We start from the raw sequence: 16,759 nt of genomic DNA on the forward strand, positions 1-16,759 counted from the left end.
ATGTAGCATTTGAATAACTTTTTATCTCCGTTTAATTTCCTCAATGCTTTATCTATATAACATAATCAAACAAGCGGTCAGATTTTATGCAAGATTTGCAAAAATCTCGCCAAATTCGACCGCTTAAGCTATAATCAGCAACATTTTCTATATTATTTGACGGATAAATATCTCGCCATGCAACTCATTCGAGGATTCCACAATTTAGCGCACAAAGCAGAACTTGAAAAAGGTTGCGTATTATCAATTGGTAATTTTGATGGTGTCCATCTTGGACATCAAAACGTTTTAGCGCGCCTTATTGATAAAAGTCTAGCGTTAAATTTACCTTCCGTGGTGATGATTTTTGAACCGCAACCGCGTGAGTTTTTTGCACAAAAATCTGGCGATTTTTCGCAAAATCAACCACCAGCAAGATTGATGCGACTACGCGATAAACTCAAATATTTAGGCGAAGCGGGAGTAGATTTTGTGCTTTGCGTCCGTTTCTGTGAAAAATTTGCCAAGCTTAGCGCAGAAGAATTTATTACCGACCTATTGGTTAAACAACTGAAAGTGCGCTATTTAAGCGTAGGCGATGATTTCCGCTTTGGTACTAAACGCGCCGGCAATTATGAAACCTTACGCAATGCCGGTTTAAAATATCGTTTTGCCGTAGAAGAAAGCCATACACATAGCCTAGAAGCAGAACGCATTAGTAGCTCACTTATTCGTGAGGCGCTGCAAACCGATAACTTAACATTGGCAGAAAAACTGCTTGGTAAACCTTATTCGATTGCAGGGCGCGTTGCACATGGCAACAAACTCGGTAGAACAATTGGTTTTCCAACTGCAAATATTATGCTTAACCGATTGGTAACCCCTATTCAAGGGGTTTATGCAGTGCAAGTGGAAACTAAATCTGGCAAATTTAATGGGGTTGCTAACGTTGGTAACCGCCCAACAATTAACGGCAGTAAACCGTTGCTTGAAGTTCATATTTTCGATTTTAATCAAGCTATTTATGGAGAGGCAATTGAAGTGAGCTTTTTACATAAAATTCGAAATGAAATTAAATTTCCTTCTTTTGAAGAATTGAAAGCGCAGATTAAAAAAGACTGCGAACAAGCGGTCAAATTTTTTGAAAAATAAGCAAAAAGAAATGACATAAAAATTCTGATAAACAATTTAGCATCATCTTAAATTGGGTATCGATCAGCCCCTTTTGGTTGCTTTTCTATGGCAATATAAAGAAAAGTGGCAAGCATAAATTTTATTAACTGGAAACAACAAAATGACTGATTACAAAAATACTTTAAACCTGCCTGAAACAGGTTTTCCAATGCGTGGGGATCTCGCAAAACGTGAGCCTGATATGCTTAAAAACTGGTATGAAAAAAACCTATACCAAAAAGTGCGTGAAGCCTCAAAAGGTAAAAAATCTTTTATTCTTCACGATGGTCCTCCGTATGCAAACGGTAATATTCACTTAGGTCACGCCGTTAATAAAATTTTAAAAGATATTATTATGAAATCGAAAACCGCTTTAGGTTTCGATACCCCTTATGTTCCGGGTTGGGACTGCCACGGTTTACCAATTGAGCTAAAAGTAGAAGGTTTAGTGGGCAAACCAAATGAGAAAATCTCAGCAGCTGAATTCCGCCAAGCTTGCCGCGAATACGCAAAAGAACAAGTAGAAGGACAAAAAGCAGACTTTATCCGTATGGGCATTTTAGGTGACTGGGATAATCCATACTTAACCATGAACTTTGAAACTGAAGCCAATATTATCCGCACGCTGGGTAAAGTTATTGCTAACGGTCATTTATATAAAGGTTCAAAACCTGTTCATTGGTGTTTAGATTGTGGCTCTTCATTAGCAGAAGCTGAAGTGGAATATGAAGATAAAGTTTCTCCATCTATTTATGTGCGTTTCCCAGCGGTCAATGCACAAGAAATAGAGCAAAAATTCGGTGCGGAAGGCAAAGGAAGTGGTCAAATTTCTGCGTTAATTTGGACAACCACACCTTGGACATTGCCATCTAACCGTGCGATTTCATTAAACGAAAATTTTGATTATCAATTAGTTCAAATGGGCGAAGAACGCTTGATTTTAGCCAAAGAATTAGTTGAGGCTGTTGCTAAAGCGGGAGAGATTGAACAGGTTGAAGTATTGGGCGAGACTAAAGGCAGCGAGTTGAATTTACTTCGCTTCCAACACCCGTTCTATGATTTTAGCGTGCCATTTATTTTAGGTGACCACGTTACCACTGACGGCGGTACAGGTTTAGTTCACACCGCACCAGACCACGGTCAAGACGACTATATCGTTTCACGCAAAAACGGTATCGAAATGGCAGGCTTAGTTGGCAACGACGGCAAATTCAAATCTGATGTACCATTCTTTGCGGGCAAAGGCGTGTTTGAATCGAATGAATTAGTGTTAGACAAACTCAAAGAAGTAGGCGCATTGTTCAAATTAGAACGCATTAAACACAGCTACCCACACTGTTGGCGTCATAAAACCCCAATTATTTTCCGTGCAACCCCACAATGGTTTATCGGGATGGAAACGCAAGGTTTACGCCAACAAGCCTTAGGTGAAATTAAATCTGTTCGTTGGATTCCAAGCTGGGGTGAAGCGCGTATTGAAAACATGGTAGCAAATCGCCCAGACTGGTGTATCTCACGCCAACGTACTTGGGGTGTGCCAATGACGATGTTTGTGCATAACGATACCGAAGAATTACATCCACGCACATTAGAAATCTTAGAAAATGTTGCCAAACGTGTAGAAGAAAAAGGTATTCAAGCTTGGTGGGATTTAGATCCGGTTGAAGTACTCGGCGAAGCAGATGCAAAACTTTATCGCAAAGTGCCTGATACTTTGGACGTATGGTTTGATTCAGGATCAACTTACGCTTCTGTGGTAGAAGCTCGTCCAGAGTTTAATGGCAATAGCGCAGATATGTATTTAGAAGGTTCAGACCAACATCGTGGCTGGTTTATGTCATCACTGATGCTTTCAACCGCAACGAATGGTAAAGCACCTTACAAACAAGTATTAACTCACGGCTTTACCGTTGATGAAAAAGGCAGAAAAATGTCTAAATCATTAGGTAATGTGATTGTACCAAGCGAAGTTTGGAATAAAAACGGTGCAGATATTTTACGTTTATGGGTAGCCTCAACTGACTACACGGGTGAAATTACCGTTTCACACAATATTTTAAACAGCGCAGGTGAATCTTACCGTCGTATTCGTAACACGGCTCGCTTCTTATTAGCAAACTTAAACGGCTTTGATCCTAAACGTGACTTAGTAAAACCAGAAGAAATGGTAGCACTTGATCGCTGGGCAGTAAGCTGTGCATTAGAAGCACAAAATGATATCAAAGAAGCCTACGATAACTATCAATTCCATACCGTAGTACAACGTTTAATGCGTTTCTGCTCAATCGAAATGGGATCGTTCTACTTAGATATTATTAAAGACCGTCAATACACCACCAAAGCAGATAGCCTTGCTCGCCGTAGCTGCCAAACTGCATTGTGGCACATTGCTGAAGCACTTGTGCGTTGGATTGCGCCAATTCTTTCATTCACGGCAGATGAAGTTTGGGGTTACTTACCACAAGTAGAAGGTCGAGCAGAGTTTGTCTTCACTGAAGAATTCTATGAAGGTTTATTCTCACTTGGTGAAAATGAAAAATTAGACGACAACTACTGGCAAAAACTCATTGCTGTCCGTGCAGAAGTTAACCGTGTATTAGAGCAAGCACGTAAAGACAAGGTCATTGGTTCAGGCTTAGAAGCAAAAGTGACTGTGTATGCGAATGAAGAAATTCAACCACTATTAGCACAGCTTGGCAACGAATTACGCTTCGTACTCATCACTTCACAAGCGGTCATCAAACCACTTAGCGAAGCAGATGTTGCAGAAGGTGAACTTGCAGGCTTAGCCGTCAAAGTTGAACGTGCAGAAGGCGAAAAATGCCCTCGTTGCTGGCACTATGCAACCGATATCGGTGCAAATGCAGAACACCCTTCAGTGTGTGGACGCTGCGTTGAAAACGTAGCAGGCAGTGGCGAAGTTCGTCATTTTGCGTAAAACAAATAAAATGTGGGGATGCATTTCCCATATTTTATTAAACTAATTTCTCCGTTTTTTCTTCTGCCAAATCTCCCCTACCCCTCGAAGCTCAAAGAGGGGGAATTTTTGATGAGGAATAAAGATCTTCATTATTTCGTAAAGATAAATCCCCTCTTTGAGCCTCGAGGGGTAGGGGAGATTTGGCAGTATTGATTAACGAAGAAATGATGTTGTATAACGTTCGAGTTATATGATACAAGGAAACCGTAAAATGCTGATTTTAAATAAACCTCAATATGCTAAAAAGCAACTGAATAATTTGATGTTTATTCCGCAACAAGCGGAAAAAGTCGAATTTCTTGCAGATAGCCGTGCGTTCAAAACGCGCATTTTACAGCTTATCCATTCTGCAAAATCCCGTATTTATTTGACCGCTTTATATTTTGAAAAAGATGAAGCAGGGCAAGAAATCTTAGCAGCCCTCTATCAAGCTAAACAAGCCAACCCCTCTCTTGAAATTAAAATTCTAGTCGATTGGCACCGTGCGCAACGCGGGCGAATTGGTGAAGGAGCAGTAAGCTCTAATGCAGATTGGTATGCAGAACAAAAAGCGCAATATCACCTTGAACAAGCAATTGAGTTTTGGGGTGTGCCAATTAACAAACGTGAAGTTTTCGGTGTGTTACATCTCAAAGGTTTTATATTTGACAACACGCTAGTTTATAGCGGTGCAAGTATCAATAACGTCTATTTACAACAGTTTGAGCGTTATCGATACGACCGTTACCATGTGATTGAAAACGCAACCTTAACCGACAGCATGGTTGAATTGCTAGAAAAACATATTATTAGCCAACCTGCAGTTTGTCGATTGGATGATGTCAATCGCCCGAAAACCTTTGAACTTCGCCCGCAAATTAAAGCGTTTCGCAAATATTTAAGCCAGCAGCAATATCAATTTGCCGGCAAAGCACAAGATGAAAACTTAAGCCTTTCACCGATTATCGGTTTGCGCAAACGTAATCAACTAAACAAAGTGATTGAAGCACTCTTTTACCAAGTGCAAGACAAACTTACGATTTGCACACCTTATTTTAACTTCCCGCGCTCGCTCCAACAGCGTATTAAATGGTTGTTAGAAGGCGGTAAATCAGTAGAAATTATCGTAGGCGATAAAACTGCAAACGACTTCTACACTAAACCAGAAGAAAAATTCACGATGGCATCAGCGCTGCCTTATCTCTATGAGAAAAACTTACGCGCGTTTGCTAGACGTTTTGACCATTTTATTCAAAACAAACAACTGACGATTCGCCTTTGGAAAGATGATGAAAACAGCTACCATTTAAAAGGAGTTTGGATCGATAACTGTTATATCTTACTCACCGGTAACAATCTCAACCCACGAGCTTGGGCGCTAGATGCGGAAAATGCGGTATTGATTCATGATCCTAAAGCAGAATTAAGTGAAAAAGCACAAACTGAGCTAAGCCATATTCGTCAACATACCAAAGTGTTAACCCACTATAGCGACTTAGAACAGCTCAAAGACTACCCAGAAGCGGTGCGCAAATTACTGAAAAAATTTGGCCGCGTGAAGCTCGATAAAGTCGTGAAAATGTTGTTATAAGAACAAATAAACATACTAGAAAGCAGGGCGTGTATAACACGCCCTACGCCTTCTTAACATACCTGAAATCCATATCAAGGAATCACTATGAGTGAACAAATCTACGGCATTCACGCCATAAAAGCTTTTTTAGATAATGCACCAGAACGCTTAATTGAAGTATTGGTGCTAAAAGGCCGCGAAGACAAACGTCTTAATCCATTATTAGGCGAATTAAAACGCTTAGGCGTGGCAGTTCAACAAGTCAACCGCCAAACTTTAGATAACAAAGCGCAAGGGGAAGTGCATCAAGGCATTATTGCGCGTATAGTGCCACAAAAAGAGCTCAACGAACATGATTTAGATGCGATTTTAGCCAACAAATCTGCGCCATTTTTACTCATTTTAGATAGTGTAACCGACCCGCATAACCTCGGAGCTTGTTTGCGAACAGCAGATGCAGCTGGCGTTGATGCCGTCATTGTGCCAAAAGACAAATCAGCCCAACTGACCTCAGCCGCACGAAAAGTGGCTTGTGGCGCAGCAGAAACTGTACCGCTCATTCGCGTGACAAACCTTGCTCGCACCATGCGTGAGCTACAAGAAAACCACAATGTTTGGATTGTAGGCACCGCAGGCGAAGCTGATGCTAGCATTTATGAAGCTAAATTAACGGGAGCAATTGCATTAGTGATGGGCGCAGAAGGAGATGGTATGCGCCGCTTAACACGTGAACATTGCGATCAACTCATTAGCATTCCAATGGCGGGGTCGGTTTCTTCTCTCAACGTGTCAGTAGCCACGGGTGTTTGCTTGTTTGAAATTGTCCGCCAAAAATTAGCAAACTAATCACGAAAAAAGACCGCTTGTACAAGCGGTCTTTTCTTATTGAAGATTTACCAATAAATCACTCACAAACGCCAAGCGTTTTTCCCCTTCTTCTAACGGGATGCTAAATTTGAATTTCAGTGGCCCATCAAATTTATATACCGATTTATCAGACTGAATCAGTTTCAAGAATTTCATCGGTTCGGGTTCTGCCGTTGGTAAGAATTCTAAATAACCGCCATGAATTCCCGCTTCCACTTTCTTCAAACCCAGCCCTTTCGCAATATGGCGAAGTTGCGTCACTTGGAATAAATTCTTCGTCGGTTCAGGCAATAAACCAAATCGGTCAATCAGCTCAACTTTCAAGGCTTTTAAAGCTTCATCATTTTCTGCTGAAGCAATACGCTTATAGAACGAAAGTCGCATATTCACATCAGGTACATAGTTATCTGGCAAGAGGGCTGGAATTCGTAATTCAATTTCCACCTGAGATTGTGTAATTTCATCTAAACTCGGCTCTCTACCCGCTTGTAATGCCTGCACCGCATTTTCCAGTAAATCCATGTAGAGTGAAAAACCGATAGATTCAATCTGCCCGCTTTGTTCTGCACCTAATAATTCGCCTGCACCACGAATTTCTAAATCATGCGTCGCTAATACGAAACCCGCGCCTAAATTATCAATTGAGCTAATCGCTTCTAAGCGTTGTTGTGCATCTTTCGTTAACGTTTTTGGATGCGGCGTGAGCAAATAAGCATAAGCTTGATGGTGCGAACGTCCTACTCGGCCTCTTAATTGATGTAGCTGCGCTAAACCAAACTTATCAGCACGTTCAATAATAATGGTATTTGCCGTTGGTACATCAATACCTGTTTCAATGATGGTGGAACAAACGAGCAAATTAAAACGTTGATGGTAGAAATCACTCATCACTCGTTCTAAATCTCGTTCGCGCATTTGCCCATGACCAATTACAATACGGGCTTCTGGAACGAGTGTTGCTAATTTTTCCGCACAGTTTTCAATCGTGGCGACATCATTATGCAGATAATAAACCTGCCCGCCACGCAAGATTTCACGCAGAATCGCTTCGCGAATAACCGTATCATCTTGTTCTCGCACAAAGGTTTTAATGGTTAATCGGCGCGCTGGCGGGCTAGCAATAATCGAGAGATCACGCATACCATTGAGCGCCATATTTAGTGTACGCGGAATCGGAGTTGCGGTTAGGGTAAGAATGTCAATATTCGCACGTAACTGTTTGATCTTCTCTTTTTGACGAACACCAAATCGATGCTCCTCATCGATGACCAATAAGCCAAGATCCTTAAACTGCACATCGTCCTGTAGCAATTTGTGCGTGCCGACTAGAATATCAATTTTGCCATCTGCTACTTTTTCTAAAATCGCTTTCTGCTCTTTCGCGGTTTTGAAACGAGAAAGTACTTCCACGTTGATCGGATAATTTGCAAAGCGATCTTTGAAGTTTTCATAATGTTGTTGTGCCAACAATGTCGTCGGCACCAGTACTGCAACTTGTTTGTGGTTTTCTACCGCCAAGAAAGTCGCCCGCATTGCTACTTCAGTTTTACCAAACCCAACATCGCCACAGACCAATCGATCCATCGCTTTTGGCAAACACATATCACTAATGACTGCATTGATTGCCGTTTTTTGATCGAAAGTCTCTTCAAATGGGAAAGTACCTGCAAATTGCATGAAACTCTCTCGATCATACTGGAATTGGAAGCCTTTTTGCGATTCACGTTTCGCATACACATCTAACAATTCTGCTGCCACATCACGGATTTTCTCTGCTGCTTTCTGGCGCGTTTTCGCCCAAGCTTCACTGCCTAATTTATGTAATGGCGCGCTTTCGTCCGCTCCGCCAATGTAACGCGAAATAAGATGCAAACTGGCAACAGGCACATATAATTTTGCTTCGTTAGCATAATTGAGCACCAAATATTCCGCTTTGACACCACCAGCATCTAACACCGTTAGCCCAGCATAACGCCCAACGCCATGTTCTAAATGCACCACCGCTTGCCCAATTTTTAGCTCAGCAAGATTGCGAATCAAGGTGTCTGGATTCACCGTTTTGCGTTTATCGGATTCACGTCTTTGCTGTACGCGCTCGCCTAAAAAGTCTGTTTCGCAAATAACTGCTAAATTCTGACCGCTTGCATCTTCAATAATAAAGCCTTTATCTAACGGCGAAACCAACAAGCTTAAGGCTAACTCGGCCGCTTGTAAGTTTGGAATTTGCTTCGGTTTTAAAGCCAAAGGCGAAAGTAAATCCAATAAGGTTTCACGTCGCCCTTCACTTTCCACTGAAAAAACAATGCGACCATTAAATTTAGCACGAAAGGCTTCAAAATCCGCAAAGGGTGTTTTGCTGCTGTGGTTGAGCGCAACTGGCGGCAATTTCGCTACATTGAGGTTACTTTTAGCAGCGGATTTACGCACTTTCTCAGCCGTTAAACTTAAACGTGCGAACCCTTTAAGCTGACGGTTAATCTCTTCAATCTTAAACCATAACTTTTCTGGTGCAAGTAATGGACGCATCGGATCGACACGGCGGCTTTCATAACGACGGCTCGCATCTTGATAAAACTGTTCTGCTTTTTCTTGAAGACCATCAAAAGTAATAAACAATGTATTTTGTGGCAGATAATCAAATAGACTCACCATCTCTTCAAAAAAGAGGGGCTGCCAATATTCAATGCCCGCATTCAAAATACCTTTACTAACCTGCTGATAAATATGTTCTGGCTCACGGCGGATTTCGCCAAATTGTTCACGAAATTTAGTTCGAAAATGTTCAATCCCTGCTGCATCGGTTGGAAACTCATGCGCTGGCAGTAAGTTAATCTCGTCAATTTCTGCAATGGTGCGCTGGCTGTCCGTATTGAAAGTGCGAATAGAATCAATTTCATCATCAAAAAAATCAAGACGAAATGGCGATTCTGCCCCCATTGGAAAGAGATCTAACAGCGCACCACGCACGGCATATTCGCCATATTCCAACACTTGCTCAACTGCACGATAACCCGCTTTGGCTAATTGGTTTCTGAGTGAATCAATCGAAAAACGATCACCTTTTTTAATTAACAATACATTATTAGCAAGATAATCTGGCGGACACAATTTCTGTAACAAGGTGTTAATTGGCAGCAAGAAAATTTGCTTATTGCCTTGTTGTAACTGAAATAGTGCGGAAAGACGCACAGAGATAATATCTTGATGCGGAGAAAAGTTATCGTAAGGTAAGGTTTCCCAGTCCGCAAAAACAGAAACAGGCAAGGCACTAAACTGCTTGAGTGCTTTTTCTAATCGATTCGCTGTCTGAGAATCTGGCGTCACCACAACACTCACGCCGTTAAAGTCTTGCGCTGCTTGCGCAATAATCAAACTATCGGTATGCCCAATAACATTCCCGAGCGTTTGATGATCCTGAAATTTTCCCCCTTCTTGCTGACTAATCAGCGGTAGGGTGTATTGAAGATGAAAAGACATAAGATTGTATGCTAAATAAAAATATTAGCGCTATTGTAGCCTCCACAGGCTTTTTTGCCAAAGAATTCAGCTTAGGCTTATAATAAGCCATGCAATTCAGCCTTAATCGGAGAAACCCCATGCATAAAACCATGCAACAAAAAGCGGCAGAAGCCCACAATATGTGTAAGTTAAAAGGTGAGTCGATGTTAGATAATCAAGACCGCCAATTGGCTTTTGAGATTGTCTATTCAAGTGAAGAAGAAGCATTGCAAGCGGTCGAATTTTTCACGCAAAAAGCAAAATCAGTGGAAAGCGAACCTTGTCAAATCACGCATGAAATCTTACCGCTTGCAGAAGGGTGTTTGTTAAAAATGGCATTACTTTTTAGCTGCCAAGCAGAGTTAATTCTCTTTCAAATGGCACTACGTTAACCATTGACAGCTGCAGTCACAACAATTTCTACTTTCCAATTCGGATCCGCCAAACGGGCTTCTACTGCCGCTCTTGGCGGGGCTTGATTAGGGGCAACCCATTCGTCCCACGCGCGATTCATTTCGGCATAATCGCCCATATTCGCTAAATAAACCGTTGCCATTAAAATGCGGCTTTTATCTGAATTCGCTTTTGCCAAAAAGCGATCAATCTCGCCTAATACTTGCTGAGTTTGTCTATAAGCATCTTGGCTTGCGTCAGTTGGCACTTGACCAGCTAAATAAGCGACACCATTAAATACCGCCACTTCTGAAAAACGTGAGCTGACATCAATACGTTGAATCATTTTTCTTCCTCTTTTCTCATACAGCCGCTAACAAAACGACTTTTCCCAACTTGTTGTTCAATGACCATCGTCTTGCCATCAAACGCTTTGATTTCCAGCCCTGAAAAATTACGCTGGCTATGCTGATAAGTCTGATAAATCTGCGCTTCGATTTTTTGCACTTGGGCATTAGTTTTCAACTCAGCTTCAATATCTGGATGATGTGCGCGACGAAGATTTTGTTTTTCAATTTGATAACGTAACTGCGTTTTATCTAACGCCCAATGACCTTGATATTCTGTTTGATAAGCAAAAATAGGCTGCGCTAATGGTGCTAAAATTAGCCCTTCAATCGTGAGTTTTCCATCTGCTGCATAGCGAACGTGATCTAAAATTTGTGCACTAGGCGGATAGTCCGTTTTACACACCCACTGCCCTACAATATCTTCGTTTTTAGCCGTGCTGCCACACCCTACCAGCGTCGCACTCATCAGGCATAATGCCATTTTTTTCATCTCATTTTCCTGTTTGAAAATGCAAACAAGCGGTGACATTTTGCAAATTTCTTGCGAAATCCCACCGCTTGTATGATTGACAGATTATTCTACTTTAACAATCCAACCTTCTGGCGCTTCAACATCACCAAACTGAATACCCGTTAATTCGTTATACAGTTTGCGTGTTACCGGCCCTACTTCAGTTTCAGAATAGAACACATGGAAGTTGCCTTTGTGCTGAATGCCACCTACTGGTGTAATAACAGCCGCTGTACCACATGCGCCTGCTTCTGCAAATTGGTCAAGCTGATCAATGTACACATCACCCTCTACTGTTTCCATTCCTAAGCGATTTTTCGCAATGTAGAGTAAAGAATATTTGGTGATACTCGGTAAAATCGATTCAGAAGCCGGGGTAACAAATTTGTTATCTTTGGTAATCCCAAAGAAGTTTGCCGCGCCCACTTCTTCAATTTTCGTGTGCGTTTTCGGATCAAGATAAATCGCATCCGCGAATTTACGGGTTTCTGTGCCTTGCGCTGCGGCTAATTCATGCGGAAGTAAACTTGCTGCGTAGTTACCGCCCACTTTCACGCCGCCTGTACCCATTGGCGCTGCACGGTCGTAATCTGTGGTAATAAAGTTAGATGGTGCTAAGCCACCTTTGAAATAAGCACCAACTGGGCAGCAGAATACTGAGAAAATAAATTCTGGTGCAGCTTTTACACCAATATTTTCGCCCACGCCGATTAAGAATGGGCGTAAATATAAGGTTGCGCCCGAACCATATGGGCCTAACCAATCTTGGTTCGCTTTTACCACTTCTTTACAGGCACGAACAAATAATTCGGTTGGCACTTGTGGCATTAACAAGCGGTCTGCTGTGCGTTGCATACGCGCTGCGTTTTCTTGTGGACGGAATAAGTTAATTGAGCCATCTTTACAACGGTAAGCTTTTAACCCTTCAAAACATTGTTGTCCGTAGTGTAATGCCGTTGAACCTTCGTGAATGTGTAAGGTGCTGTCTGTGGTTAATTTACCCTCATCCCATTTGCCATCTTTCCAGTGCGCAATAAAACGGTAGTCCGTTTTAATATAAGAGAAACCTAAATTTGCCCAATCTAAATCTTTTAAAGCCATTGTTGTGTCCTTTGTTATATGCGGTTATTTAAAAATAGTATCTCGATTTTAAGCGAAAAAAATGTATAAATGTAGAGAAAATGTGATTTATTTTCCCGTTAAAACAAATTCTTCAATATTTTGTGCTACTTTATTGACCAAAGTGGTTAAGGCTGAATCACTTGCCCACGCCACATGGGGTGTAATCAACAAGTTCGGTTGCGTTTTTGCGGTAAGCCAAAGCGCATCATCACTTGCTGGTGGTTCTTTAACAAGCACATCTAACGCCGCGCCCGCTAATTTGCCGCTTTGTAGTGCTTGTAGTAAATCTGCCTCGTTAATCAAACCACCACGCCCCGTGTTAATTAAACAAGCTTTCGGCTTCATCAAAGCTAGTGTTTTGGCGTTGATAAGCTGCTCGGTTTGTGGCGTAAGGGGGCAATGCAGTGAAATGACATCTGCTTGCTTTAATACCTCATCAAACGCAGTATAGCCTTCACGAACGGTTGTCGCATGTTGATGTTCTGCAAAAAGTACGCGCATTCCGACCGCTTGTGCCAGTCTTGCGACTTCATTCCCGATACAACCTCGCCCGATAATGCCGAGTGTTGAACCCTGCACATCACTAATCGGATAATCAACATAGCAGAACTGTCCGCAAGTTGCCCATCGCTCCGTCAGAAGTTGGTCGCGATGATAGTCAATTAAACGATGTTTCAGCGCATAAATCATTCCAATCACATGTTCCGGTACAGTCACCGAAGAATACCCAGTGACATTTTTAACGGTAATGCCTAATGCTTTCGCTGCCACCAAATCAATATTATTCGTGCCTGTTGCGGTAACAGCAATTAACTTAAGCTTGGGTAATTGGCTTAAAATTTCATGATTTAAAATCACTTTGCTGGTAATAATAATGTCAGCATCTTTCGCACGTGCTAAGACCTGCTCAGCTGCAGTATGTGCATACTCGGTTAATTGATGCGGAAATGAAAAACTGGGAATACGGTGGCTGGCAGGAATGCCGGTGCTGTCTAGAAATACGATATTCATGGAAAATTCCTTATCGCTGAGATCGAAAGCAAGCGGTCATTTTCGCAAAAAATTTTACAAAAATGACCGCTTGTAGATTAGTTCGCTGTGTCTAATTCAGGGAATGATTTTACTAAATCATCAATGGCTTTCATTTGTGAAACAAAAGCTTCAAGTTTCGCTAATGGTAACGCTGAAGGGCCGTCACATTTCGCATTGTTCGGATCTGGATGCGCTTCTAAGAATAAGCCTGCTAAACCTACTGCCATCCCCGCACGGGCAAGCTCAGTTACTTGCGCACGGCGTCCGCTTGATGCAGCACCAAATGGGTCGCGACATTGTAGAGAGTGCGTCACGTCAAAAATCACTGGGCAGCCGTTTGAAACGTTTTTCATCACGCTAAACCCTAACATATCCACCACTAAGTTATCGTAGCCAAAGTTGGTGCCACGGTCACAAAGAATCACTTTATCGTTACCACATTCCGCAATTTTTTCTACGATATTTCCCATTTGTCCTGGGCTTAAAAATTGGGGTTTTTTCACGTTAATCACGGCTCCTGTACGCGCCATGGCTTCGACTAAATCAGTTTGGCGGGCAAGGAAAGCAGGAAGCTGAATCACATCAACCACTTCCGCAACAGGTTGGCATTGATAGATTTCATGCACGTCTGTAATAATGCTCACACCAAAAGTTGATTTTAATTCTTGGAAGATTTTTAAACCTTCTTCCATTCCTGGACCACGATATGAATGAATAGATGAACGGTTTGCTTTATCAAAAGAGGCTTTGAACACATACGGCACGTTGAGTTTGTTTGTTACTTCAACATAATGTTCACACACACGCATTGCCATATCACGGCTTTCTAATACGTTCATTCCACCAAATAGGGTGAAAGGTTTGTCGTTAGCAACATCAATATTGCCGACTTTAACGATTTTATTGGTCATAAAGAGTCCTTTGTTGAGGGCTGCCGCTCTGCAAGCGGTCGGATTTTAGTGAAGATTTGAAAAACGCCATCAAAAACTGATGGCGTTTTATTTGACTAACATTTTACCCTGTTTAAAAAGGGTTTCAAAATGTTATTAGATATAGCCGTAAAGCCCTGCGAAGAGGTAACCGAACAAGCAGGCAGTAAATACGCCGATTAAGCCCGGTAAAATAAAGCTATGGTTAATCACGAATTTACCAATGCGAGTTGTACCTGAACGGTCGAATTGAATTGCCGCTAAGTCACTTGGGTAAGTTGGTAAGATGTAGTAACCATAACAAGCACTTGCGAAGGCTAAAATCACACCCGGTTCTACACCGATATTTAATGCAAGTGGAACGAATGCCACTAATGCCGCTGCTTGTGAGTTTACGAATTTAGAGATAAGTAACAACATTACCGCATAAGTCCATGGATGTGCTTTTACAATATCACCTAATGCGCTTTTCATCATTGGGGTATGTACAGCAAACATGGTTTCCGCCATCCAAGAAATCCCGAATACCGCCACTAAAGCAATCATACCAGAACGGAAAATTTCGTTTTTACTGATTTTACCTGCATCTGTTTTAGTGAAAATCACAATTAAAGCACCAGCAAGTAACATGAAAATTTGAATCACGTGTACCATGCCTAAAGGCGCGCTTTTCTTGATGCTATCTTTTAATGCGATGGTCGCATTCGCAATCGTTTCAGATTGACCATTTGCTGTCAGTACCACTTGGCCATTTTCTGCTTGTAAACTTTGAGTCACATTACCTTTGGCATCTACAATTTGAACGTTGTCATAAGCTGTTTTTGCTTTAGCTTTGCTCTCTTTTACATCTAAAGCCACTACGCCATTTTGTGCTTGCGCTAAAATTTGGCCATCTTTAACATTGAAGCTTTTCACAGCTTTGTTATCTACCACAACTTCAACTACTTGTGCTGGCGTATTTTTCTCAAATGATGGACGAAGCTCTTTGAAATAACCTAATAAAGCAACCAGTAAAATCGTACCGAAGAAAATCCACATCGCAGTCCAGCTAGATTGTGGTAATTTTTTGTCTAATAATGAAGTGCTGTCACCATAAACATATTTACGGAATTCTGGATCTTTAATTTTCGCTTGGAAGTCGGCGTCTTTGTCTAAATCTTTCCCTCTAAACCAGCTGAAAATCCCGATAGCTAATACCCCGAAAAGGGTTGATGGTACAGTCACTTTTAATAAGTCTAAATAACCGTCGAAACCAGCAAGTGGGTTTTTCGCATTCACTAAGAATGTCGTTAAAGTTACCACCGCCACAGATACTGGTGAAGCGATAATCCCCATTTGAGAGGCAATTGAACTTGCTGCCATTGGGCGCTCAGGGCGAATATCATTTTTAATCGCGATGTCATAGATAATCGGTAACATGGTGTAAACCACATGCCCCGTTCCACATAAAATGGTAAGAGAACAAGTGACTAATGGCGCAAAAATACTTACATATTTTGGATTTTTACGCAGTAATTTCTCAGCCACTTGCAACATGACATCTAAACCGCCACTGGCTTGCAATGTTGCTGATGTTACCACTACCGCCAAAATCGTTAGCATAACATCAATTGCTGGCTTACCCGGTTCAATACCAAAGCCGAATACCAATACGATTAAGCCGATACCACCTAGCATACCCAGTGCAATACCGCCTTTTTTCGCGCCATAGAATAAACAGATCAACACAATGACGAGCTGAATCGCAAATTGTGCGCCTTCCCCTAGGTTCATAAGAAAGTCCATAAATTACCTCTTTCGGATTATTAAAATGACTAAATTGAGTGTAGCATACCCCGTATGCTAAAACACCGCCTTTCTTCGCAGAATTTGATATAGATAAAGATTTAAGCTAGTTGAACGTTTGCGTTGCTGATTTAAAGAATAACTAAATCCAACGACGTACACGCGCGCAATAATCTTGATAATCCCGCCCAAATTTTTCAGTAAGCATTCGCTCTTCAGGCAAAATCTGGAAAATTTGAATATAGCTAATAAACAATGGCAATACCGATAATGCCCAAAGATTCCCTCGCCATAAAACAAAAGCAATCAACAAAATAGCAAGGCTTAAATACATTGGGTTGCGGCTAAAGCGAAAAATACCATGTTGAACAAGTGCAGAAGTCGCCTCTAATCGGCGAGGGTCAATCGTGGTTTTAGCTTGATAAAAAGCCCATAAACTTAAGCTCCCAATAAGGGTGGCAAGGATTCCTAACGCCACTGCAAGCGGTCGAAAAAAGGCAACACTTTGCAAATGAGGAAAGAGACTCATCAAGCCTAAAGCAAGAACAAAAACAATTGGCGGTGGCAGGCTTTTCATGCTGAAACTCC

General features: G+C 41.7%; 13 protein-coding genes. 5 read left to right on the forward strand and 8 right to left on the reverse strand.

Going from position 1 to position 16,759, the window contains the following annotated elements; translation table 11 throughout:
* The first annotated feature begins 177 nt into the window (after positions 1–177).
* The 4 genes from ribF (at position 178) to rlmB (ending at position 6,530) form a co-directional block, all read left to right on the forward strand.
* A complete protein-coding gene (gene ribF / locus HSP_RS0101315) occupies positions 178–1,131 on the forward strand; it encodes a bifunctional riboflavin kinase/FAD synthetase (RefSeq protein ID WP_010128230.1) in 954 nt (317 codons plus the stop codon).
* 142 nt (positions 1,132–1,273) lie between these two features.
* On the forward strand, positions 1,274–4,090 hold the full coding sequence (gene ileS, locus HSP_RS0101320) for an isoleucine--tRNA ligase (protein ID WP_010128232.1): 2,817 nt from the start codon (positions 1,274–1,276) through the stop codon (positions 4,088–4,090).
* 253 nt (positions 4,091–4,343) lie between these two features.
* The gene (pssA, locus tag HSP_RS0101325; protein ID WP_007526860.1) at positions 4,344–5,702 is read left to right on the forward strand and encodes a CDP-diacylglycerol--serine O-phosphatidyltransferase; all 1,359 of its coding nucleotides are present in this window, start codon (positions 4,344–4,346) and stop codon (positions 5,700–5,702) included.
* 87 nt (positions 5,703–5,789) lie between these two features.
* The gene (gene rlmB / locus HSP_RS0101330; protein ID WP_007526887.1) at positions 5,790–6,530 is read left to right on the forward strand and encodes a 23S rRNA (guanosine(2251)-2'-O)-methyltransferase RlmB; all 741 of its coding nucleotides are present in this window, start codon (positions 5,790–5,792) and stop codon (positions 6,528–6,530) included.
* 36 nt (positions 6,531–6,566) lie between these two features.
* Here rlmB and mfd read toward each other — a convergent pair whose 3' ends face one another.
* Positions 6,567–10,028: a transcription-repair coupling factor gene (gene mfd / locus HSP_RS0101335; RefSeq protein WP_010128236.1), complete on the reverse strand. Its 3,462-nt coding sequence runs from the start codon at positions 10,026–10,028 to the stop codon at positions 6,567–6,569.
* A 119-nt stretch (positions 10,029–10,147) separates the two neighbouring features.
* On the opposite strand from mfd, the gene HSP_RS0101340 reads away from it, so the two are divergent.
* Positions 10,148–10,441, forward strand: a complete 294-nt coding sequence (locus HSP_RS0101340) for a YfcZ/YiiS family protein (protein ID WP_007526960.1) — start codon at positions 10,148–10,150, stop codon at positions 10,439–10,441.
* Here the strand turns inward: HSP_RS0101340 and HSP_RS0101345 are convergent.
* From HSP_RS0101345 to HSP_RS0101375, 7 genes are all read right to left on the reverse strand, one after another.
* Positions 10,438–10,788, reverse strand: a complete 351-nt coding sequence (locus HSP_RS0101345; RefSeq protein WP_007526785.1) for a RidA family protein — start codon at positions 10,786–10,788, stop codon at positions 10,438–10,440. The genes HSP_RS0101340 and HSP_RS0101345 overlap by 4 nt on opposite strands.
* Positions 10,785–11,282 (reverse strand): hypothetical protein, encoded by a 498-nt coding sequence (locus HSP_RS0101350; RefSeq protein WP_231287874.1) that lies wholly within the window; start codon positions 11,280–11,282, stop codon positions 10,785–10,787. The genes HSP_RS0101345 and HSP_RS0101350 overlap by 4 nt, the downstream gene beginning before the upstream one ends.
* Positions 11,283–11,366: 84 nt before the next feature.
* A complete protein-coding gene (locus tag HSP_RS0101355) occupies positions 11,367–12,404 on the reverse strand; it encodes a branched-chain amino acid aminotransferase (RefSeq protein WP_007526725.1) in 1,038 nt (345 codons plus the stop codon).
* Positions 12,405–12,491: 87 nt separating this feature from the next.
* Entirely contained in the window at positions 12,492–13,436 is a 945-nt protein-coding gene (locus tag HSP_RS0101360; protein WP_007526636.1) for a 2-hydroxyacid dehydrogenase, read from the reverse strand.
* Positions 13,437–13,513: 77 nt separating this feature from the next.
* Positions 13,514–14,368 carry a 3-deoxy-8-phosphooctulonate synthase gene (gene kdsA, locus HSP_RS0101365; RefSeq protein WP_007526827.1) on the reverse strand — a complete coding sequence of 285 codons (855 nt, stop codon included), beginning with the start codon at positions 14,366–14,368 and terminating at the stop codon, positions 13,514–13,516.
* 135 nt (positions 14,369–14,503) lie between these two features.
* Positions 14,504–16,171 (reverse strand): anaerobic C4-dicarboxylate transporter, encoded by a 1,668-nt coding sequence (locus tag HSP_RS0101370; RefSeq protein WP_010128239.1) that lies wholly within the window; start codon positions 16,169–16,171, stop codon positions 14,504–14,506.
* 142 nt (positions 16,172–16,313) lie between these two features.
* The gene (locus tag HSP_RS0101375; protein WP_007526829.1) at positions 16,314–16,748 is read right to left on the reverse strand and encodes a methyltransferase family protein; all 435 of its coding nucleotides are present in this window, start codon (positions 16,746–16,748) and stop codon (positions 16,314–16,316) included.
* Positions 16,749–16,759 lie beyond the last annotated feature (11 nt).

This window comes from Haemophilus sputorum CCUG 13788 (assembly GCF_000238795.1).
In the GTDB taxonomy this organism is placed as follows: domain Bacteria; phylum Pseudomonadota; class Gammaproteobacteria; order Enterobacterales; family Pasteurellaceae; genus Haemophilus_A; species Haemophilus_A sputorum.